Genomic DNA, 21280 nt, shown 5'->3' with positions numbered 1-21280 from the left:
CTTAGAGCGTGCGAGCCACTTGGACTTTCTCGAAGACTTCGATCTTGTCGCCGACCTTGACGTCGTTGTAGCTCTTGACGCCAATACCGCACTCCATGCCGGCACGTACTTCGGACGCATCGTCCTTGAAGCGACGCAGCGACTCCAGTTCGCCTTCGAAGATCACCACGTCGTCGCGCAGTACGCGAATCGGACGGTTGCGGTAAACCACACCCTCGGTGACCATGCAGCCGGCGATGGCGCCGAACTTCGGCGAACGGAACACGTCACGCACTTCGGCGATACCCAGGATGTTCTCGCGAACATCGCTGCCGAGCATGCCGGTCAGGGCTTTCTTGACGTCTTCAATGATGTCGTAGATCACGTTGTAGTAACGCATATCCAGACCTTCCTGCTCGACGATCTTGCGCGCGCCGGCATCGGCACGCACGTTGAAGCCGAACAGTACTGCATTGGAAGCCAGGGCCAGGTTGGCGTCGCTCTCGGTGATACCACCGACACCGCCGCCGATCACGCGAACCTGCACTTCGTCGTTGCCAAGACCGCTGAGGGAGCCCTGCAGGGCCTCCAGAGAACCACGCACATCGGACTTGAGTACGATGTTGAGGGTTTTCTTCTCTTCCTGGCCCATGTTCTCGAAGATGTTCTCGAGCTTGCCAGCGTGGGCACGTGCCAGTTTGACTTCGCGGAACTTGCCTTGACGGAACAGAGCCACTTCACGGGCTTTCTTCTCGTCGGCAACCACGCTCAGTTCGTCACCGGCATCCGGGGTGCCATCCAGGCCGAGAATCTCGACCGGGATCGACGGGCCGGCTTCCTTAACAGGCTTGCCGTTCTCGTCGAGCATGGCCCGTACACGGCCGTAGTTCGAACCGCACAGCACCATGTCGCCCTGACGCAGGGTACCGTCCTGAACCAGCACGGTAGCCACCGGGCCACGGCCCTTGTCCAGGCGCGACTCGACCACGACACCACGGCCAGGGGCCGATGGGGTGGCCTTGAGCTCGAGGATCTCGGCTTGCAGCAGAACGGCTTCGAGCAGTTCGTCGACGCCGGTACCCATCTTGGCCGAAACCTTGACGAATGGCGTGTCGCCACCCCAGTCCTCGGAGGTCACGCCTTCGACGGCCAGTTCGTTGCGGATGCGGTCCAGGTCTGCACCTGGCTTGTCGATCTTGTTCACTGCAACGACCAGTGGAACACCTGCCGCCTTGGCGTGCTGTACCGCTTCACGGGTTTGCGGCATCACGCCGTCGTCCGCCGCGACCACCAGGATCACGATGTCGGTCGCCTTGGCACCACGGGCACGCATTGCGGTAAACGCGGCGTGACCCGGGGTGTCGAGGAAGGTGACCATGCCACGGTCGGTTTCCACGTGGTACGCACCGATGTGCTGGGTGATACCACCGGCTTCGCCGGCAGCTACCTTGGCACGACGGATGTAGTCGAGCAGGGAAGTCTTACCGTGGTCAACGTGGCCCATTACGGTCACGACCGGCGCACGGGAGAACGACTCGCCTTCGAACTTCAGGGACTCGGCCAGGGAATCTTCCAGCGCGTTGTCGCTGACCAGCGTGACCTTGTGGCCCAGCTCTTCGGCGATCAGCTGAGCAGTTTCCTGATCGAGCACCTGGTTGATGGTGACCGGAGTACCCATCTTGAACATGAACTTGACGACTTCAGCGGCCTTGACCGACATCTGCTGTGCCAGCTCGGAAACGGTGATGGTCTCGCCAATGGCCACGTCGCGGATAACCGGACCGGTCGGGCTCTGGAAGCCGTGGGCATTGCGCTTCTTCATCTTGCCCTTGCCACGGCCACCACGGCGGAAGCTGTCGCTTTCCTCTTCGGTGGTACGTGGGGCGGCACGTGGAGCTGGCGCCTTTTCCTTTTCCTTGACCTTGACCGATACGCGCGGGGCCTCGTTGCGGCGCTCGCCACCACGGCGGTCGTCGTCACGCGACTTGTCGTTGCGACGGGCGTCTTCGGCTTTCTTGCGCTCGACACCCGGGGCCGGAGCTGCAACCGGCTCGGCAGCTGCAGGCGCAGCCGTCACGGCTGGTGCTGCAGCGGCTGGCGCAGGTGCGCTGGCCGGCTGACGGCTGGCGGATTCTTCGGCACGTTTACGCGCTTCAGCTTCAGACTTGTCGCGTGCTGCGTTTTCAGCGGCACGACGTTCTTCCAGCTCGCGATTCTGCTCAGCCTGGATTTCTTCGGGGCTGCGCTGTACGAAAACTTTCTTCTTGCGTACTTCTACGCTGATGCTCTTGCTACCAGCAACACGCAGGGTGCTGGTGGTCTTGCGCTGCAAGGTAATCTTGCGCGGCTCTTCCACCTTCGCCTTGTGGCTGCTTTTCAAGTGGGTCAGCAGAGCCTGCTTCTCACTGTCGGTCACTACCTGACCGGCGTCGGTGTGCGGCAGACCTGCCTCACGCATCTGCTGCAGCAGGCGCTCTACCGGTGCAGCGACCTCTTGGGCCAATTCTTTCACCGTGACTTGCGTCATGCACTTCTCTCCTCAGGCCAGCCTACTTACTCGAACCAGTGGGCTCGGGCGGCCATGATCAACTTGCCGGCACGTTCTTCGTCGATGCCGTCGATGTCGAGCAGGTCATCAATCGACTGCTCGGCCAGGTCTTCGCGGGTAACCACGCCGCGCACCGCCAGTTCCGCCGCCAGATCCTTGTCCATACCCTCAAGCGAGAGCAGGTCTTCGGCCGGATGGGCGTCTGCCAGTTTTTCCTCAGTAGCGATGGCTTTGGTCAACAGGCGGTCCTTGGCACGCGCGCGGAGTTCGTTGACGATCTCCTCGTCGAAGCCATCGATGTTGAGCATTTCTTCCAGCGGTACGTAGGCAATTTCTTCCAGGCTGGTGAAACCTTCGTCAACGAGAACCTGCGCCAGCTCTTCGTCGACTTCCAGCTCTTCGATGAAGTTACGCAGAATGTCGCCGGTTTCAGCTTGTTGCTTGGCCTGGATGTCCGACTCGGTCATCACGTTCAGGGTCCAGCCGGTCAACTGGCTGGCCAGACGTACGTTCTGACCACCACGGCCAATGGCTTGCGCCAGGTTGTCCGCGGCTACAGCGATGTCCATCGCGTGGGCATCTTCATCAACGATGATCGCCGCGACTTCTGCCGGCGACATGGCGTTGATGACAAACTGGGCCGGGTTGTCGTCCCACAGGACGATATCCACTCGCTCGCCGCCCAACTCGCCAGACACTGCCTGTACGCGCGAACCGCGCATACCGATGCAGGCGCCTTGCGGGTCGATGCGCTTGTCCTTGGAGCGGACAGCGATCTTGGCGCGAGAACCCGGGTCACGGGAAGCCGCCATGACCTCGATAAGGCCCTCGGCGATTTCCGGCACTTCGATGCGGAACAGTTCGATCAGCATCTGGGGCGCGGTACGCGACAGGATCAGCTGCGGGCCGCGGTTTTCGGTGCGGATTTCCTTGAGCAGTGCACGTACACGCACACCGACACGGAAAGTCTCGCGGGAGATGATGTCTTCACGGGCCAGCAGCGCTTCGGCGTTGTTGCCCAGGTCGACGATCACGTTGTCACGGGTAACCTTCTTGACGGTACCCGAGATGATTTCGCCCAGACGCTCGCGATAGGCATCGACCACCTGTGCGCGCTCGGCTTCGCGGACCTTCTGCACGATGACCTGCTTGGCGGTCTGTGCAGCGATGCGGCCGAACTCGATGGACTCGATCTTCTCTTCGATGACATCGCCAACCTTGGCTTCAGGATGGGTTTCCTGAATCTTGCTTGGCCAGGTTTCGATCGCAGGATCGTCAAGATCCTCTTCCTCGACCACCGTCCAGCGACGGAAGGTCTCGTAGTTACCGGTGTGGCGGTTGATCTCCACACGCAGGTCGACTTCATCTTCGAAGCGCTTCTTGGTAGCAGTGGCCAGGGCCACTTCCAATGCTTCGAAAATCACGTCTGCCGGTACACCCTTTTCATTGGATACCGACTCAACAACCAGCAGTACTTCTTTGCTCATCGTACGCCTCGCCTTTCGCAAGCCATTGGGTCCGCACGAACTATCGGACCCGGCATGTCTCAGTCAAAACTGGGAATAATGTTGGCCTTGTCGATCATGTCGATCGGCAGAAGGAATTCGTGGTCATCTACCTGCACCACGACATCCTGCTCTTCCACACCGCGCAGAAGGCCCTGAAAATTACGTCGACCTTCGAAAGGCGAGCGCAGTTTAATCTTCACCTGCTCACCGACATACTTTGCAAACTGTTCAAGTGTGAACAGCGGGCGTTCCATGCCAGGAGAGGAAACTTCAAGGGTGTATTCAACGGAAATGGGATCTTCGACATCCAGAATGCCGCTGATCTGACGGCTGACGATGGCGCAGTCATCCACCAGCACACCGCCTTCTTTGTCGATATAAACGCGCAACATTGAGTGGCGGCCTTGAGCCGAAAACTCGATACCCCAGCATTCATAGCCTAGGGCCACGACCACCGGGGCCAACAAGGCCTGCAACTCTTCTAGCTTGCTCGACACCTGAACCCCCTTGTGCATGCTATGCAAATAAAAAATGGGCGAAGCGCCCATCCCTGATACGCCGGGTGAATACCGGCGCTGAGAACTGATCAGCTAACAAAAAGCCCCTGAAAAGGGGCTCTGCTGAAACTGGTTGCGGGGGCTGGATTTGAACCAACGACCTTCGGGTTATGAGCCCGACGAGCTACCAGACTGCTCCACCCCGCGTCAAAGCTGGGGCGAAAGTATACGACCGAACCCCGCGAGGGGTCAATCTAACCTCCACCTACAAGAAAGCCCGCTGTAGCGGGCTGTCTTGTTTCAATTGGTACCGAGAAGGGGACTCGAACCCCTACACCCTATGGGCACAACCACCTCAAGGTTGCGTGTCTACCAATTCCACCACCTCGGCAATACTACTTTGAAACCCGTTACTTCTGCTCTTGAGCTGGAGGTACATCGCCGGTGTTGCTGGCGGGTGCCTGTTGCTCTTGGAGCACCGGTACATCATCTGTTGCCGGTTTTTGCTGCTTCACTTCAAGTACCGCTGGATCTGGAAGCCCTACCTGAGTCAGCTGATGAGCTTTCTCTTTAGCAAAGTAACCTAACCCTAGGGCGGTTATGAAGAAACTGGCGGCAAGTATAGCAGTAAACTTACTAAGAAAGGTAGCAGAACCTTGGCTTCCGAACACAGTATTTGAAGCCCCTGCGCCGAAAGATGCACCTGCTTCCGCACCTTTACCCTGTTGCAGCAACACCAGCACTACCAAACCCAGTGCGCCCAACAGATGAAAAACTACTACGACTGTTTCCAGCATTTTTCAGTTTCCTGCGGCGCGACAAATTGCACCGAATTCGTCTGCGTTCAGGGAAGCTCCACCTATGAGCCCCCCATCGATATCCGGCATGCCGAACAGCTCAGCCGCATTGGCCGCCTTCACGCTGCCGCCGTATAGAAGCCGCACATTCATCGCGACCTCTGAATTCTTTGCCGCCAGTTGCTCGCGAATGGCCTTGTGCACATCCTGAGCCTGTTGCGGGCTGGCCGTGAGGCCGGTGCCGATGGCCCATACAGGCTCATAGGCAATGATTGCACTGGCGAAGGCCTCAACACCGAATGCTTCGATGATGCTGCTCAACTGACGCCCTACAACCTCAAGCGTCTTGCCAGCTTCGCGCTCCTCCAGGGTTTCCCCCACACAGAGCACAGGCTTCAATCCGCAAGCCTGAGCCGCAGCGAACTTGCGATTCAGTACTTCGTCGCTTTCGCCCAGTATCTGGCGACGCTCCGAGTGCCCGATCAGCACCAGCTCACATCCCGCATCGACCAGCTGACTCGCAGCAACCTCACCGGTCAGCGCGCCTTGCTGGGGCTCTACCGCAGAATCCTGAGCACCCACGGCTATCGACTTGCCCTGCAACCCTTCAATCGCTTGATTGATGTACAGGCAGGGCGGGAACACCGCGACTTCAACACCGCTCGGCAGGGCTAGATTGCTCAAGCCCTTGATCAGCTCAGCGACGCTGGCGCGGGTACCGTGCATCTTCCAGTTACCAGCTACCATAGGGCGACGCATGCTGTACCTCGTCGGTCAAAGTGGGCGCAGATGTTACCCAACCCGATCACCACTGGCAAGCGCTAATCAGGCGCAAACTTCAGTTACCAGCTTTGCCAGTTCCTCGGCATAGCCGCGCACCTGACTTTCGTCATCACCTTCGACCATCACACGCACCAGTGGCTCTGTGCCGGACTTGCGCAGCAGCACGCGACCACGACCTGCCATGGCCTCGGTGACCCGCTCGCAGGCCTGCTTGACCGCCGGGTGCTCGACAGGGTCTACCTTGCTCTCGCCAAAGCGAACATTGATCAGCACCTGCGGGCATTTGCGCAGCGCCTGACGGGCCTGAGCCAGGGTTTCACCGCGACGCTTGAGCGCCATCAGCACCTGCAGGGCAGCGATGATCGCATCCCCTGTGGTGGTATGACTGAAGCACACCACGTGCCCGGAATTCTCGCCGCCGATGTTCCAGTCGCGCTCCAGCAGTTCGGCCATCACATAGCGGTCACCCACCTTGGCACGCACAAACGGTATCGAGAGCTCCTGCAAGGCCAGTTCGAGGCCCAGGTTGCTCATCAGCGTACCCACAACGCCACCATTGAGCTTGCCACGCTCCTGGAGGTCACGGGCAATGATGAACAGCAATTCGTCACCATCGACGATCGCGCCGGTATGGTCGACCATCAGCACCCGGTCACCGTCACCGTCGAACGCGATCCCCAGGTCGGCATGCCCTACCAGCACCGCCGCCTGAAGCGACTCGATATGGGTCGAACCGCAGTTCTCGTTGATGTTGAGGCCATCCGGCTGCGCGGCCAGCACCGTGACATCGGCGCCGAGCTCGCGAAACACGCTGGGGGCCACCTTGTACGTGGCGCCGTGGGCGCAGTCGACCACCAGCTTGAGGCCGGCGAAATCGGTACTGGTCGGCACGCTGCTTTTGCAGAATTCGATGTAGCGGCCGGCCGCGTCGTTGATGCGCGACACCTTGCCCAGCTTGCTCGACTCGACCACGGTCATGGGCTTGTCGAGCAACTCCTCGATCATCTGCTCTACATCGTCGGGCAGCTTGGTGCCCTGACCGGAGAAGAACTTGATGCCGTTGTCGTCATGCGGATTGTGCGACGCACTGATGACGATCCCGGCTTCGGCATGAAAGGTGCGGGTCAGGTAGGCGATGGCCGGCGTCGGCATCGGGCCGAGCAGCAGCACATCTGCGCCCGCCGCCGACAGACCGGCCTCAAGGGCCGACTCGAACATGTAGCCGGAGATACGCGTGTCCTTGCCTACGAGCACCCGGCAGGCGCCGAGCTTGCGAAAGGCCATGCCAGCGGCCCAACCGAGCTTGAGCATGAAATCCGGCGTGATCGGGTATTCGCCGACACGGCCACGAATGCCGTCGGTACCAAAATATTTTCTGCTCATCGTGAAATGCTCCGTCACTCTTATTCGGCGGCTTCAACCGCTGCAATCATCCGTACCACGTCGACGGTCTCGGCAACATCATGAACCCGCAGGATGCTCGCACCCCGGGTCATCGCCAGCGCAGCAAGCGCCAGGCTGCCATAAAGCCGCTCACCGACCGGACGCTCCAGCGCCAGGCCGATCATGCTCTTGCGCGAAACGCCCACCAGGAGGGGGCGGCCCAGGCGATAAAGGTCCTGCATATGCTTGAACAGGCTGAGGTTGTGCGCAAGCGTCTTGGCAAAACCAAAGCCCGGATCGAGCACAATCTTTTCGGCGCCGATACCCACCGAAGCACAGGCTGCCATGCGCTGCTCGAGAAACATCGCCACCTCGACGGTTACATCGTCGTAGTGCGGGTTGTTCTGCATGTCGCCGGGCTCGCCGCGCATGTGCATAAGGCAGACCGGCAAACCGGTGGCTGCAGCGGCATCCAGGGCGCCATCGCGGGTCAGCGAGCGCACATCGTTGATCAGCCCCGCGCCCAGGCGGGCAGTCTCGCGGATCACCGACGGCGTCGAGGTATCGACCGAGATGATGACATCCAGCTCGCGACTGATCGCTTCGACAATGGGTGCAACCCGCTCGAGCTCTTCGAGAGCAGTGACCACGGGTGCACCTGGCCGGGTGGACTCCCCACCGACATCGACAAGCGTAGCACCGGCCGCCACCATCGCTTCGGCATGGCGCAAGGCCGCATCACGCTGGGTGAAGCGACCGCCGTCCGAGAAGGAATCAGGGGTTATGTTGAGGATACCCATCACATGGGTACGGGAAAGGTCGAGAACCCGGTTGCCGCAAGGCAACCGGGTTGGGTACTGCTGTGAAGTCATGTCAACCCTTAGAGCTGCGCCGCCGGACCACCGATCGGGGACTCGGGGCGATCACCTTGCGTGGCAGAGGTGCCCGAAGTGCCCGAACCACCTTCCCAGTCACGTGGCTCACGCGGCTCGCGACCGGCCATGATGTCGTCGATCTGGTCGGCATCGATGGTCTCGTACTTCATCAGCGCATCGGCCATGGCATCGAGCTTGTCACGGTTTTCGGTGAGGATCTGCTTGGCAGTGGCATAGCACTGGTCGATGATGCTGCGTACCTCGGAGTCGATCAACTTGGCCGTCTCGCCCGAAACGCTGGCGTGCTGGGAACCGGCACTGCGGCCCAGGAACACCTCGCCTTCTTCTTCGGCGTACATCAGCGGGCCGAGTTTTTCCGACAAGCCCCACTTGGTGACCATGTTGCGAGCGATCTGGCTGGCTCGCATGATGTCGTTGGAGGCACCCGTGGTAACGCCATCGAAGCCAAGGGTCATTTCCTCCGCGATACGACCACCGTACAACGAGCAGATCTGACTGATCAGCGCACGCTTGGACAGGCTGTAGCGGTCCTCTTCCGGCAGGAACATGGTGACGCCCAGGGCGCGACCGCGCGGAATGATCGAGACCTTGTACACCGGGTCGTGCTCGGGCACCACGCGACCCACGATGGCATGACCCGCCTCGTGGTAAGCGGTGTTCTGCTTCTCTTTCTCGGACATGACCATCGACTTGCGCTCGGCGCCCATCATGATCTTGTCCTTGGCCAGCTCGAACTCCTTCATCTCGACCACACGCTTGCCGCCGCGCGCAGCGAACAGCGACGCCTCGTTGACCAGGTTGGCCAGGTCGGCACCGGAGAAGCCAGGCGTACCACGGGCGATCACGGCAGGGTTCACGTTGTCGCCGATCGGCGTCTTGCGCATGTGCACCTTGAGAATCTGCTCGCGACCACGGATGTCGGGCAGGCCCACGACCACTTGGCGGTCGAAACGGCCTGGACGCAGCAACGCAGGGTCAAGCACGTCCGGACGGTTGGTGGCGGCGATCACGATGATGCCGTCGTTCATTTCGAAGCCGTCCATCTCCACCAGCAACTGGTTGAGGGTCTGCTCGCGCTCGTCATGACCACCGCCCATGCCGGCGCCACGGTGGCGACCGACGGCGTCGATTTCGTCGATGAAGATGATGCACGGTGCGTGCTTCTTGGCCTGCTCGAACATGTCACGTACACGGCTGGCACCGACACCCACGAACATTTCAACGAAGTCGGAACCGGAAATGGTGAAGAACGGCACCTTGGCCTCACCCGCAATGGCCTTGGCCAGCAGGGTCTTACCGGTACCGGGCGGGCCGACCATCAGCACGCCGCGCGGAATACGACCGCCCAGGCGCTGGAACTTGCCTGGATCACGCAGGAACTCGACCAGCTCGCCAACCTCTTCCTTGGCTTCATCGCAACCTGCGACGTCGGCCAGGGTGGTCTTGACCTGGTCCTCGGAGAGCAGGCGCGCCTTGCTCTTGCCGAAACTCATCGGCCCACCCTTGCCACCGGCACCACCCTGCATCTGGCGCATGAAGAACATGAACACGGCGATGATGACCAGGATCGGGAAGCTGGCGACCAGCAACTGGGTCCAGATGCTTTGTTGTTCAGGCTGCTTGCCTTCGACCACGACGTGGTTGTCGACCAGGTCACCGATCAGGCCGTTGTCGGCGATCGCGGGACGCACGGTCTTGAAGCTGTCGCCGTCGGTACGCTTACCAATGATGACTGCACCGTCGACCGTCACACGCTCGACCTTGCCATCCTTGACCTGCTGAATGAAGTCGGAATAGTTGAGGGTCTGCGGCTCGTTCGGGCTGGAGAAGTTGTTCATCACGGTCACCAGGACCGCGGCGATGATCAACCACAGGATCAGATTCTTTGCCATGTCGTTCAATTAGCTACCCTCTGAGGCAGGCCTTAGGCGCAGCCGTGCCTCGCATGATAATCACCGGCTTAACTTACTACATTACCTACATGTCTGCAGGCGCCGTCTGTAACCCTTTGTGAAACCTAGACTACACGATGTTCATCCAGGTCAGGCAGGACATCCGATTGGAAATAGCTATCGGATACCCTGGAAGCTGCCGGCCTGAAGCCTTACTCGCCCTTGTAGCCACGCCCCAGCATGTACTGCTCGCGGGAGCGATCGCGTGAAGAATCGGGCTTGAGCATCTGCACCTTGTCGAATTTCTTGCGGGCGTCCTTGAGGTAGACGTCAAACCCCTCGCCCTGAAAGATCTTGATCAGAAAATCGCCACCCGGCTTGAGTACCCGGGTCGCCAGATCAAGGGCCAGCTCGCACAGGAACATGGCCTTGGGCATATCCACAGCGGGCGTACCACTCATATTGGGGGCCATATCGGAAATCACAAGGTCTACGTGCGAATTACCGACCGCCTCGAGAATCTGCGCGAGCACTTCATCCTGGGTAAAGTCGCCCTGGATGAAGGTAACGTCGGGAATACTGTCCATTTCGAGGATGTCGGAGGCGATCAGACGCCCCTGACCGCCAATCAGACGACTGGTCACCTGCGACCAGCCACCGGGCGCCGCGCCCAGATCGATCACGCTCATGCCCGGGCGGATCAAACGGTACTTTTCCTGGATTTCGAGCAATTTGTAGCTCGCGCGCGAGCGATATCCGTCCTTTTGCGCCTTTTTGACGTAAGGATCGTTGAAGTGTTCTTTCAGCCAGCCAAGGCTTGTCTTGGAACGCGCCACTGGGCACCTCGATGATAAGGGTCGTGATTAACTGGGCGGATCCACGGGCCCTCGGGTAAAATGGCCGCCATTTTTACAGAATCTAGACAAAGGGTCAGATTATGCCGCTCAATAACGAGCAGAAGAAACAGTACAAATCCATTGGCCACGACCTGAAACCAGTTCTGATTGTGGCAGGCAACGGCCTGACTGAAGGGGTTATCGCCGAACTCGAGCGCGCCCTGGCCGATCACGAACTGATCAAGGTAGAGATCCGCTCGGAAGACCGCGAAGAACGTGCCGCCGCCATTGCCGCACTGTGCAAGGCCGGCCGCGCCGAACTGGTGCAGACCATCGGCAAGAAGGCACTGATCTATCGCCGCAACCCGCAGCCCAACAAGCAACTGTCGAACATCCACCGCTACAAGTGATGTTCGCGCCGTTCAGTGGCGCGCCTTGCGCGCCCTGCCCGGCGGCGGCGGCAGCACCAGCAGCAAACCGCTGAGGCCCAGCACCAGGTAGCAGAACAGCTGCCAACGCAACTGCCCCGCCCCGCCAACCCGCAAGACGAAATACATCACGCACGCCGCCACTGCCATCAGCAGCAGTTGCCCACGCATGTCTCGCCACAGGCTGACCATCCCTTCGGCCTGAATCAGCACCAGCACCTGCACGCCGCAGCCCACCGCCGCAAAGGCGACCAGCAGCGACGCGGCCAGCACGCCAAAATCTTCGATCAACAGCGGCGCCAGGCCAATCTGGCCCAGCACCGGCAGTACCGCAAAATGCAGCATCCACACGCCGCCGACCCAGAGCACCTGGGCCAGCTGCCAGATCACTGCCGACGCGGCAAAGCCGCGCGGGCGATCAAATGTGACGGACTTCGACAATCTCGTACTCGACTGTGCCGCTCGGCGTCTTGATCACCACAGTGTCACCCTCTTCCTTGCCGATGATGGCGCGGGCGATCGGAGCACCGACCGAGAGCTTGCCGTTCTTGACGTCCGCCTCGTCCTCACCAACGATCTGGTAGGTCACCTGATCGCCGGTTTCGGTGTTTTCAAGGTTCACGGTGGTACCGAAGATCACCTTGCCCGTGTGGGCAATGGTGGTAACGTCGATCACTACCGCATTCTGCAGGCGGCCTTCGATATCGCGGATACGCGCCTCGACCATGCCCTGTTCTTCACGGGCAGCGTGGTACTCGGCGTTTTCCTTGAGATCGCCCAGCTCACGGGCTTCGCCAATCGCCTGGCTCAGGCGCGGGCGTTCGGTCTTGCTCAGGAAGAGATGCTCTTCCTCCAGGGCGCGAGCGCCCTGAACGGTCATCGGGTATTTGGTAATACTCATGCTTTGAGTCCTGCATGCAGATCCTGCAAGCGACGTACGGTTTTTTCCGGACCGAACTTCAGCGCTTCACAGATGGCTTCACCGGCCGCAATGGTCGTGGTGCAGTAGATCTTGTGCTGCAACGCATTGCGACGAATCGAGTAGGAGTCGGCAATCGACTGGCGACCCTCGGTGGTGTTGATGATCAGCGACACTTCGTCGTTCTTGATCATGTCGACCACGTGCGGACGACCTTCGGTCACCTTGTTCACGCGACGCACTTTCAGGCCTGCCGCCTCGATGATCTTGGCGGTACCGGCCGTGGCAACCACTTCGAAGCCCAGGTTGATCAGGTCGCGGGCAACGCCAGCCACCTGCGGCTTGTCGTCGTCACGCACGCTGATGAACGCGGTGCCGCCGGTCGGCAGCACTTCGCTGGCGCCCATCTGGGCCTTGGCGAAGGCTTCGCCGAAGGTGTCGCCGACACCCATGACTTCACCGGTGGACTTCATTTCAGGGCCGAGGATCGGATCGACGCCCGGGAACTTCGCGAACGGGAACACCGCTTCCTTCACGCTGTAGAAGTTCGGAATGATTTCCTGGGTGAAACCGATCTCTTTCAGGGTCTTGCCGGCCATGACGCGAGCCGCAATCATCGCCAGCGAGGTGCCGATGCACTTGGACACGAACGGTACGGTACGCGAAGCACGCGGGTTGACCTCGATCACGTAGATCTTGTCGCCCTGCAGCGCCAGCTGCACGTTCATCAGGCCGACAACGCCCAGCTCCAGGGCCATCTTCTTGACCTGGTCGCGCACTTCGTCCTGCACGTGGGCAGGCAGCGAGTACGGCGGCAGCGAGCATGCCGAGTCACCGGAGTGAACACCGGCCTGCTCGATGTGCTGCATGATCGCGCCGATCACCACGTCGGTGCCGTCGCAGACCGCATCCACGTCCATCTCGATGGCGCAGTTGAGGAAGTGGTCCAGCAGCACAGGGCTGTCGTTGGACACCTGCACCGCTTCACGCAGGTAGCGCTTGAGTTCGTCCAGTTCGTAGACAATCTCCATCGCACGGCCGCCCAGTACGTAGGACGGGCGCACCACCAGCGGGTAACCGATGACGCCGGCGGCACGAATCGCTTCGTCTTCGCTGCGCACGGTGGCGTTTGGCGGCTGCAGCAGGTTCAGGCGCTGAACCATCTGCTGGAAGCGCTCACGGTCTTCGGCGCGGTCGATGGAGTCCGGGCTGGTACCGATGATCGGTACGCCGGCTTCTTCCAGGGCGCGGGCCAGTTTCAGCGGAGTCTGGCCGCCGTAGTGCACGATGACGCCCTTCGGCTTCTCGACACGCACCACTTCCAGCACGTCTTCCAGGGTCAGCGGCTCGAAGTACAGGCGGTCGGAGGTATCGTAATCGGTGGAGACGGTCTCCGGGTTGCAGTTGACCATGATGGTCTCGTAGCCGTCTTCACGCAGTGCCAGTGCCGCATGGACGCAGCAGTAGTCGAACTCGATGCCCTGGCCGATACGGTTGGGGCCGCCACCCAGGATCATGATCTTGTCGCGGGTCGACGGGTTGGCCTCGCACTCTTCCTCGTAGGTGGAGTACAGATAGGCGGTGTCGGTGGCGAACTCGGCAGCGCAGGTATCGACGCGCTTGTAGACCGGGAAGATCTCGAGCTTGTGACGGTGACGACGCAGGTTCTTGTCGGTGATGCCCAGCAGCTTGGCCAGGCGCTGGTCAGAGAAGCCCTTGCGCTTGAGGCGCAGCATCAGTGCCTTGTCGATATCGGCCAGGCCCAGGGTCTTGACCTTCTCTTCTTCCTTGATCAGGTCTTCCATCTGCACCAGGAACCAGCGGTCGATCATGGTCAGGGCGAAGATTTCATCCACGCTCATGCCCGAACGCATGGCGTCGGCCACGTACCAGATACGCTCGGCGCCCGGCACGGTCAGCTCGCGCTTGAGGATGCTGGCAGCTTCCGGGCTGGCCAGGTCGACTTTCGGGTCCAGCCCGCATACACCTACTTCCAGGCCGCGCAGGGCTTTCTGCAGCGACTCCTGGAAGGTGCGGCCGATAGCCATGACTTCACCCACGGATTTCATCTGGGTGGTCAGGCGGGCATCGGCTTTCGGGAATTTTTCGAAGGCAAAGCGTGGCAGCTTGGTGACGACGTAGTCGATCGACGGCTCGAACGAGGCCGGCGTGCGACCACCGGTGATGTCGTTCTGCAGTTCGTCGAGGGTGTAGCCAACAGCCAGCTTGGCGGCGATCTTGGCGATCGGGAAGCCGGTGGCTTTCGAGGCCAGGGCCGAGGAACGCGAAACCCGCGGGTTCATCTCGATCACGACCATGCGGCCAGTGTCCGGGCAGATACCGAACTGCACGTTGGAGCCGCCGGTTTCGACACCGATTTCACGCAGCACCGCCAGCGAGGCGTTGCGCATGATCTGGTATTCCTTGTCGGTCAGGGTCTGTGCCGGTGCGACGGTGATCGAGTCACCGGTGTGCACGCCCATCGGGTCGAAGTTCTCGATGGAGCAGACGATGATGCAGTTGTCCTTTTTGTCGCGGACCACTTCCATCTCGTACTCTTTCCAGCCGATCAGCGATTCGTCGATCAGCAGCTCCTTGGTTGGCGACAGGTCCAGACCACGGGCGCAGATTTCTTCGAATTCTTCACGGTTGTAGGCGATGCCGCCACCGGTGCCGCCCATGGTGAAGGACGGACGGATGATGCACGGGAAGCCCAGCTTCTCGAGCACCGCATTGGCCTCTTCCATGCTGTGGGCGATACCCGAGCGCGGGCATTCCAGGCCGATGGCCTTCATGGCCTTGTCGAAACGCGAGCGGTCTTCGGCCTTGTCGATGGTGTCGGCGTTGGCACCGATCATTTCCACGCCGAATTTTTCCAGGACGCCTTCGCGCTCCAGGTCCAGTGCGCAGTTCAGCGCGGTCTGGCCGCCCATGGTCGGCAGCAGCGCGTCAGGGCGCTCCTTCTCGATGATCTTGGCCACCGACTGCCACTTGATCGGCTCGATGTAGGTGGCGTCGGCCATGGCCGGGTCGGTCATGATGGTGGCCGGGTTGGAGTTCACCAGGATGACGCGAAAACCCTCCTCGCGCAGGGCCTTGCAGGCCTGGGCGCCGGAGTAGTCGAATTCGCAGGCCTGGCCGATCACGATCGGGCCGGCGCCGAGAATCAGGATGCTTTTGATATCTGTACGTTTTGGCATGGGTTGTCACTCAAATCCGCGGGTCAGTGGGCAAGCTGTGTCGAACAATCCACTCGAGGGGCGCCTGAACGCGGCCTGTGCCGGTTCAGGGCTGCCTCCGGGGGTGCTCAGCGGCGCTTGGCCATGGCATCGATGAAACGATCAAACAGTGGCGCGACGTCGGTCGGGCCCGGGCTCGCCTCAGGGTGACCCTGGAAGCTGAAGGCGCTCTTGTCGGTGCGCTCGATGCCCTGCAGGGTACCGTCGAACAGCGACTTGTGGATGGCGCGCACGTTGCCTGGCAGGGTCGCTTCATCTACCGCGAAACCGTGGTTCTGGCTGGTGATCATCACCACGCCGGTGTCCAGGTCCTGGACCGGGTGGTTGGCACCGTGGTGACCATGACCCATCTTGACGGTCTTGGCACCGGAGGCCAGGGCCAGCAGCTGGTGGCCCAGGCAGATACCGAACACCGGCACTTCGGTTTCGAGGATTTCGCGGATTGCCTGGATCGCGTAGTCGCAAGGCTCGGGGTCGCCCGGGCCGTTGGACAGGAACACGCCATCGGGGTTGAGCGCGAGCACTTCGCTGGCCGGGGTTTGCGCCGGCACCACGGTGACGCGGCAGCCGCGCTCGACCAGCATGCGCAGGATGTTCAGCTTGACGCCATAGTCGTAGGCCACGACGTGGTACGGCAGCTCGGCGGCGTCGATGGTCGGGTGGCTGTCGGTCTTCAGGTTCCACACGCTGGAGCGCCACTCGTAGCGGCTCTTGGTGCTGACGACCTTGGCCAGGTCCATGCCCTTCAGGCCTGGGAAGCCGCGCGCGGCTGCGATGGCCGCCTCTTCAGAAATGTTGTCGCCAGCCAGGATGCAGCCGTTCTGCGCGCCCTTCTCACGCAGGATGCGGGTCAGGCGACGGGTGTCGATACCGGCAATGGCCACCACATTGTTGGCCTTGAGGTAATCGGACAGCGACATCGTGTTGCGCCAGTTGCTGGCGATCAGCGGCAGGTCACGGATGACGAGGCCGGCCGACCAGACCCGATCGGACTCGGCGTCTTCCGGCGTGGTGCCGGTGTTGCCGATGTGCGGGTAGGTCAGGGTAACGATCTGCTGCGAGTAAGAAGGGTCAGTCAGGATTTCCTGATAGCCGGTCATTGCGGTGTTGAACACCACCTCACCAACGGTCTGACCGTCGGCTCCAATGGCCTCACCGCGAAAAATGCTGCCATCGGCAAGGGCGAGTATGGCTGGCTTAGTCAAGAAGACCTCCCAAAAATAAAGCCTGAAGGGGCGATCGCAGGTTGCAAAAAAGCGGAATGACGTATAGACACGTCACCCCGCTTTCTTCGTCGAATTATCTGCGCGCTTTTAGTGGACACACTAAAGCTGTAGCTTACAGAAAAAGGCTTTTTCGGTCTACCACTGATGTGCCTGAAAGGCATGGGAATGCGACAGAAAGTCGCTTGTTCCAAACGCTCGGCCAGGGAGGCCGGCGAAGGGGCCGCATGGCAGCCCCTGGTGCAGCGATCAACGCAGGTCGAGCACGTCCTGCATGTCGTACAGGCCCGGCGCACGCCCATCCAGCCACAGCGCGGCACGTACCGCACCCTTGGCGAAGGTCATGCGGCTGGAGGCCTTGTGGGTGATCTCCAGGCGCTCGCCGTCAGCGGCGAACAGCACGGTATGGTCACCCACCACGTCACCGGCACGCACGGTGGCAAAGCCGATGGTCTTGCGGTCCCGCGCGCCAGTCTGGCCTTCCCGGCCATACACGGCCACTTCCTGCAGGTCACGGCCAAGTGCATTGGCCACCACCTCGCCCATGCGCAGCGCGGTACCCGACGGCGCATCCACCTTGTGACGGTGATGGGCCTCGATGATCTCGATGTCCACATCGTCGCCCAGCACGCGCGCCGCCATGTCCAGCAGCTTCAGGCTGAGGTTGACGCCAACGCTGAAGTTGGCGGCAAACACGATAGGGATGTCCTTGCCCGCCTCGGCCAGCAGTTGCTTCTCTTCAACACTGAAACCGGTGGTGCCGATGACCATCGCCTTGCCCGCCTTGCGGCAGAACGCCAGGTTCTTCAAGGTCACCGAAGGATGGGTGAAGTCGATCAGCACATCGAACTCGTCGACCACCCGATCCAGATCACCCGACAGCGGCACACCAATACGCCCCAGCGCCGCCAGCTCGCCGGCGTCGGCCCCGACCAGCGTACTGTCCGGACGATGCACGGCGGCGGTCAGGCCCGCCCCCGGCGTCTGCTGCACTGCCTCGATCAGGGTCTTGCCCATCCGCCCTGCCGCGCCCATTACCGCTATACGTCGCATGCCCTGTTCCTTCTTACAGATCGCCGAAGAAGCGCTTCACGCCTTCGAACCAGCCATTGGCCTTGGGAGAATGGCAGCTGTCGCCATCCAGCGAAACACGCAACTCTTCGAGCAACTCACGCTGACGACGACTCAGGTTGACCGGCGTTTCTACCGCCACCCGGCACATCAGGTCGCCCGCGCCACCGCCACGCACCGGCGCAACGCCCTTGCCGCGCAGACGGAACTGCTTGCCGGTCTGGGTCCCCTCGGGGATCTTCAGCTTGACCCGGCCATCGAGGGTCGGCACTTCCAGCTCGCCACCCAGCGCCGCATCGGTGTAGCTGATCGGCACTTCGCAGTACAGGTGCTTGCCGTCGCGCTGGAAGATCGGGTGCTCGCGCACATTGATCACCACGTACAGGTCGCCGGTCGGGCCACCCTGGGAACCTGCCTCGCCTTCGCCCGACAGGCGAATGCGGTCACCGGTATCGACGCCGGCCGGCACCTTGACCGAGAGGGTCTTGTACTCTTCGACACGGCCTTCGCCATGGCACGAATCGCACGGGTCGGTGATGATCTTGCCCTGGCCGTGACAGCGCGGGCAGGTCTGCTGCACCGAGAAGAAGCCCTGCTGCATGCGCACCTGGCCAATACCGCCGCAGGTCGGGCAGGTCGAAGGCGACGAGCCCTTCTTGGCACCCGAGCCATCGCACGGCGCACAGTTGACCAGCGTCGGCACACGGATGTTGACCGTGGTGCCGCGCACGGCCTCCTCCAGGTTCAGCTCGAGGGTGTAGCGCAGGTCGCTGCCACGCTGAGCGCCACCGCGACCACCGCCCCGGCCACCGCCGAAGAAGTCGCTGAACACATCACCGAAGATGTCGGAGAAGTTGGCGCCACCGAAACCGGCACCGCCGCCACCCATGCTCGGGTCGACACCGGCATGGCCATACTGATCATACGCAGCACGCTTGCTGGCATCGGAGAGCACTTCGTAAGCCTCGTTGGCTTCCTTGAACAGCTCTTCCGAGGCCTTGTCATCAGGATTACGGTCCGGGTGGTGCTTCATCGCCAGGCGACGATAGGCCTTCTTCAGGTCGGCCTCGCTCGAGCCGCGCTCGACTCCCAGAACCTCGTAATAGTCACGCTTTGCCATAATTCTTTGCACTCTTGAGGACGTTCGGCATACCTCGGCGCATACCGCGCTGTGCCGCCAGCATTCAAGCGCGCTCGAATGCTGTAAAAATTCGGGTATTCCAGACACGCCAACGCGGGAGCAAGCCCCCGCGCGGCGACATCCTACCAGTCACTGCCGAACAGCAGTCAACCGGGCGACAACCTGTAGCTATTACTTGTTGTCTTTTACTTCTTCGAACTCAGCGTCAACCACGTCGTCGTGCTTGGGCTCTTCAGCTTCTGGCTGAGCACCGCCCTGAGGCTGTTCGGCCTGCTCGGCGTACATCTTCTGAGCCACTGGCGCGGAGACCTTCGACAGCTCTTCGACCTTGGCTTCGATGGCAGCCTTGTCGTCGCCTTTTACAGCGGCTTCCAGGGCGACAACGGCAGCTTCGATAGCAGCCTTCTCGTCCGCGGTTACCTTGTCACCAGCGTCGGCGACCATCTTGCGGGTCGAGTGAACCAGCGCGTCACCCTGGTTGCGGGCAGCGGCCAGCTCTTCGAACTTGCGGTCTTCCTCGGCGTTGACTTCAGCGTCACGCACCATCTGCTGAATTTCTTCCTCGGACAGACCCGAGTTGGCCTTGATCACGATCGACTGCTGCTTGCCGGTCGCCTTGTCCTTGGCACCTACGTGCAGGATGCCGTTGGCGTCGATATCGAAGGTCACTTCGATTTGCGGTACGCCACGTGGTGCTGGCGGAATCTCGGCCAGGTCGAATTTACCCAGCGACTTGTTCTGCGCAGCTTGCTTGCGCTCGCCCTGCAGCACGTGAATGGTCACGGCGCCCTGGTTGTCGTCGGCCGTCGAGAACACCTGCGACTTCTTGGTCGGGATGGTGGTGTTCTTCTCGATCAGCGCAGTCATCACGCCACCCATGGTTTCGATACCCAGGGTCAGCGGGCTGACGTCCAGCAGCAGCACGTCTTTCACGTCACCAGCCAGTACGGCGCCCTGAATGGCAGCACCCATGGCCACAGCTTCGTCAGGGTTCACGTCCTTACGTGCTTCCTTGCCGAAGAAGTCGGTCACCAGCTTCTGCACCAATGGCATGCGGGTCTGACCGCCGACCAGGATCACGTCGTTGATCTTGCTCACGTCGATACCGGCGTCTTTCAGCGCGATGCGGCATGGCTCGATGGTGCGCTGCACCAGGTCTTCGACCAGCGATTCCAGCTTGGCGCGGGAAATCTTCACGTTCAGGTGCTTAGGACCGGTGGCGTCTGCAGTGATGTACGGCAGGTTCACGTCGGTCTGCTGGCTCGAGGACAGCTCGATCTTGGCTTTTTCGGCAGCTTCTTTCAGGCGCTGCATGGCCAGCGGGTCACCCTTGAGGTTCATGCCGCTTTCTTTCTTGAATTCGTCGACGAGGTAGTCGATCAGACGAATGTCGAAGTCTTCACCACCCAGGAAGGTGTCGCCGTTGGTAGCCAGTACTTCGAACTGGTGCTCGCCGTCGACTTCAGCGATCTCGATCACCGACACGTCGAAGGTACCGCCACCCAGGTCGTAGACGATCACGGTGTGATCACCCTTGGCCTTGTCCATACCGTAGGCCAGTGCGGCTGCGGTCGGTTCGTTGATGATGCGCTTGACGTCCAGACCGGCAATGCGACCGGCGTCCTTGGTAGCCTGACGCTGGCTGTCGTTGAAGTAGGCAGGGACGGTGATGACCGCTTCGGTCACTGCCTCGCCGAGATAGTCTTCGGCGGTTTTCTTCATCTTTTTCAGAATTTCGGCCGAGATCTGAGGCGGAGCCATCTTCTGGCCGTTCACTTCCACCCAGGCGTCGTTGTTGTCAGCCTTGACGATCTTGTAAGGGACCATCTGGATGTCTTTCTGAACGACTTCTTCGTCAAAACGACGGCCGATCAGACGCTTTACCGCGTACAGGGTGTTGTGCGGGTTGGTCACCGCCTGACGCTTGGCCGACTGGCCGACCAGGATCTCGCCGTCATTGGCGTAGGCAATGATCGAAGGGGTGGTACGAGCGCCTTCGGCGTTCTCGATGACCTTGACGTTGCCGTTTTCCAGAATGGAGACACAGGAGTTGGTGGTCCCCAGGTCGATACCGATAATTTTGCCCATGTTAACTCTCCCGAAACTTTGGATTTGGTTGCCGCAGCGGTGGTTGCCAACT

Annotated in this window: 17 protein-coding genes and 2 tRNA genes; 1 reads left to right on the top strand and 18 read right to left on the bottom strand. The window is 60.9% G+C overall.

Going from position 1 to position 21280, the window contains the following annotated elements; genetic code table 11:
- Position 1: 1 nt before the first annotated feature.
- From infB to rlmE, 11 genes are all read right to left on the bottom strand, one after another.
- Positions 2–2506 (bottom strand): translation initiation factor IF-2, encoded by a 2505-nt coding sequence (infB, locus tag QMX96_RS11745; protein ID WP_043863820.1) that lies wholly within the window; start codon positions 2504–2506, stop codon positions 2–4.
- A 26-nt stretch (positions 2507–2532) separates the two neighbouring features.
- Complete coding sequence (gene nusA, locus QMX96_RS11740) at positions 2533–4014, bottom strand: transcription termination factor NusA (protein WP_043863821.1); 1482 nt, start codon at positions 4012–4014, stop codon at positions 2533–2535.
- Between the two features lie 59 nt (positions 4015–4073).
- Positions 4074–4532, bottom strand: a complete 459-nt coding sequence (rimP, locus tag QMX96_RS11735; RefSeq protein WP_043863937.1) for a ribosome maturation factor RimP — start codon at positions 4530–4532, stop codon at positions 4074–4076.
- 130 nt (positions 4533–4662) lie between these two features.
- Positions 4663–4739: transfer RNA gene (locus QMX96_RS11730), tRNA-Met, on the bottom strand.
- A 98-nt stretch (positions 4740–4837) separates the two neighbouring features.
- Positions 4838–4923: transfer RNA gene (locus QMX96_RS11725), tRNA-Leu, on the bottom strand.
- Between the two features lie 19 nt (positions 4924–4942).
- Positions 4943–5329, bottom strand: coding sequence for a preprotein translocase subunit SecG (secG, locus tag QMX96_RS11720; protein ID WP_078481335.1), 387 nt, complete (start codon positions 5327–5329; stop codon positions 4943–4945).
- Positions 5330–5332: 3 nt separating this feature from the next.
- Positions 5333–6088: a triose-phosphate isomerase gene (gene tpiA, locus QMX96_RS11715; RefSeq protein WP_282361826.1), complete on the bottom strand. Its 756-nt coding sequence runs from the start codon at positions 6086–6088 to the stop codon at positions 5333–5335.
- 66 nt (positions 6089–6154) lie between these two features.
- A complete protein-coding gene (gene glmM / locus QMX96_RS11710; RefSeq protein WP_054916542.1) occupies positions 6155–7495 on the bottom strand; it encodes a phosphoglucosamine mutase in 1341 nt (446 codons plus the stop codon).
- Between the two features lie 20 nt (positions 7496–7515).
- The gene (folP, locus tag QMX96_RS11705) at positions 7516–8367 is read right to left on the bottom strand and encodes a dihydropteroate synthase (RefSeq protein ID WP_282361825.1); all 852 of its coding nucleotides are present in this window, start codon (positions 8365–8367) and stop codon (positions 7516–7518) included.
- Between the two features lie 8 nt (positions 8368–8375).
- Positions 8376–10283: an ATP-dependent zinc metalloprotease FtsH gene (gene ftsH / locus QMX96_RS11700; protein ID WP_043863825.1), complete on the bottom strand. Its 1908-nt coding sequence runs from the start codon at positions 10281–10283 to the stop codon at positions 8376–8378.
- A gap of 212 nt (positions 10284–10495) precedes the next feature.
- Positions 10496–11119, bottom strand: a complete 624-nt coding sequence (gene rlmE / locus QMX96_RS11695) for a 23S rRNA (uridine(2552)-2'-O)-methyltransferase RlmE (RefSeq protein ID WP_043863826.1) — start codon at positions 11117–11119, stop codon at positions 10496–10498.
- Between the two features lie 101 nt (positions 11120–11220).
- Between rlmE and yhbY the strand changes: the two genes are divergently transcribed.
- A complete protein-coding gene (yhbY, locus tag QMX96_RS11690) occupies positions 11221–11529 on the top strand; it encodes a ribosome assembly RNA-binding protein YhbY (protein WP_038606752.1) in 309 nt (102 codons plus the stop codon).
- A gap of 12 nt (positions 11530–11541) precedes the next feature.
- Here the strand turns inward: yhbY and QMX96_RS11685 are convergent, their stop codons facing one another.
- The 7 genes from QMX96_RS11685 to dnaK all read right to left on the bottom strand — a co-directional run bounded on the left by QMX96_RS11685 (position 11542) and on the right by dnaK (position 21228).
- Positions 11542–11937 (bottom strand): MFS transporter, encoded by a 396-nt coding sequence (locus QMX96_RS11685; RefSeq protein ID WP_282361836.1) that lies wholly within the window; start codon positions 11935–11937, stop codon positions 11542–11544.
- A 28-nt stretch (positions 11938–11965) separates the two neighbouring features.
- A complete protein-coding gene (gene greA, locus QMX96_RS11680; protein WP_078481340.1) occupies positions 11966–12448 on the bottom strand; it encodes a transcription elongation factor GreA in 483 nt (160 codons plus the stop codon).
- Positions 12445–15666, bottom strand: a complete 3222-nt coding sequence (gene carB / locus QMX96_RS11675; protein ID WP_043863828.1) for a carbamoyl-phosphate synthase large subunit — start codon at positions 15664–15666, stop codon at positions 12445–12447. Before carB ends, greA begins: the two co-directional genes overlap by 4 nt.
- Before the next feature lie 107 nt (positions 15667–15773).
- Positions 15774–16910 (bottom strand): glutamine-hydrolyzing carbamoyl-phosphate synthase small subunit, encoded by a 1137-nt coding sequence (gene carA, locus QMX96_RS11670; protein WP_043863829.1) that lies wholly within the window; start codon positions 16908–16910, stop codon positions 15774–15776.
- Between the two features lie 267 nt (positions 16911–17177).
- Positions 17178–17981 (bottom strand): 4-hydroxy-tetrahydrodipicolinate reductase, encoded by an 804-nt coding sequence (gene dapB / locus QMX96_RS11665; RefSeq protein WP_058540555.1) that lies wholly within the window; start codon positions 17979–17981, stop codon positions 17178–17180.
- Between the two features lie 13 nt (positions 17982–17994).
- Positions 17995–19119 (bottom strand): molecular chaperone DnaJ, encoded by a 1125-nt coding sequence (gene dnaJ, locus QMX96_RS11660; protein WP_043863831.1) that lies wholly within the window; start codon positions 19117–19119, stop codon positions 17995–17997.
- Between the two features lie 192 nt (positions 19120–19311).
- The gene (dnaK, locus tag QMX96_RS11655) at positions 19312–21228 is read right to left on the bottom strand and encodes a molecular chaperone DnaK (protein ID WP_043863832.1); all 1917 of its coding nucleotides are present in this window, start codon (positions 21226–21228) and stop codon (positions 19312–19314) included.
- Between the last annotated feature and the right edge of the window lie 52 nt (positions 21229–21280).

Source organism: Pseudomonas sp. PS01300, from assembly GCF_029960155.1.
Lineage (GTDB): Bacteria > Pseudomonadota > Gammaproteobacteria > Pseudomonadales > Pseudomonadaceae > Aquipseudomonas > Aquipseudomonas palmensis.
The sequence above is the reverse complement of the archived record's forward strand: the minus strand, read 5'-3'. Positions and strand labels throughout refer to the sequence as shown.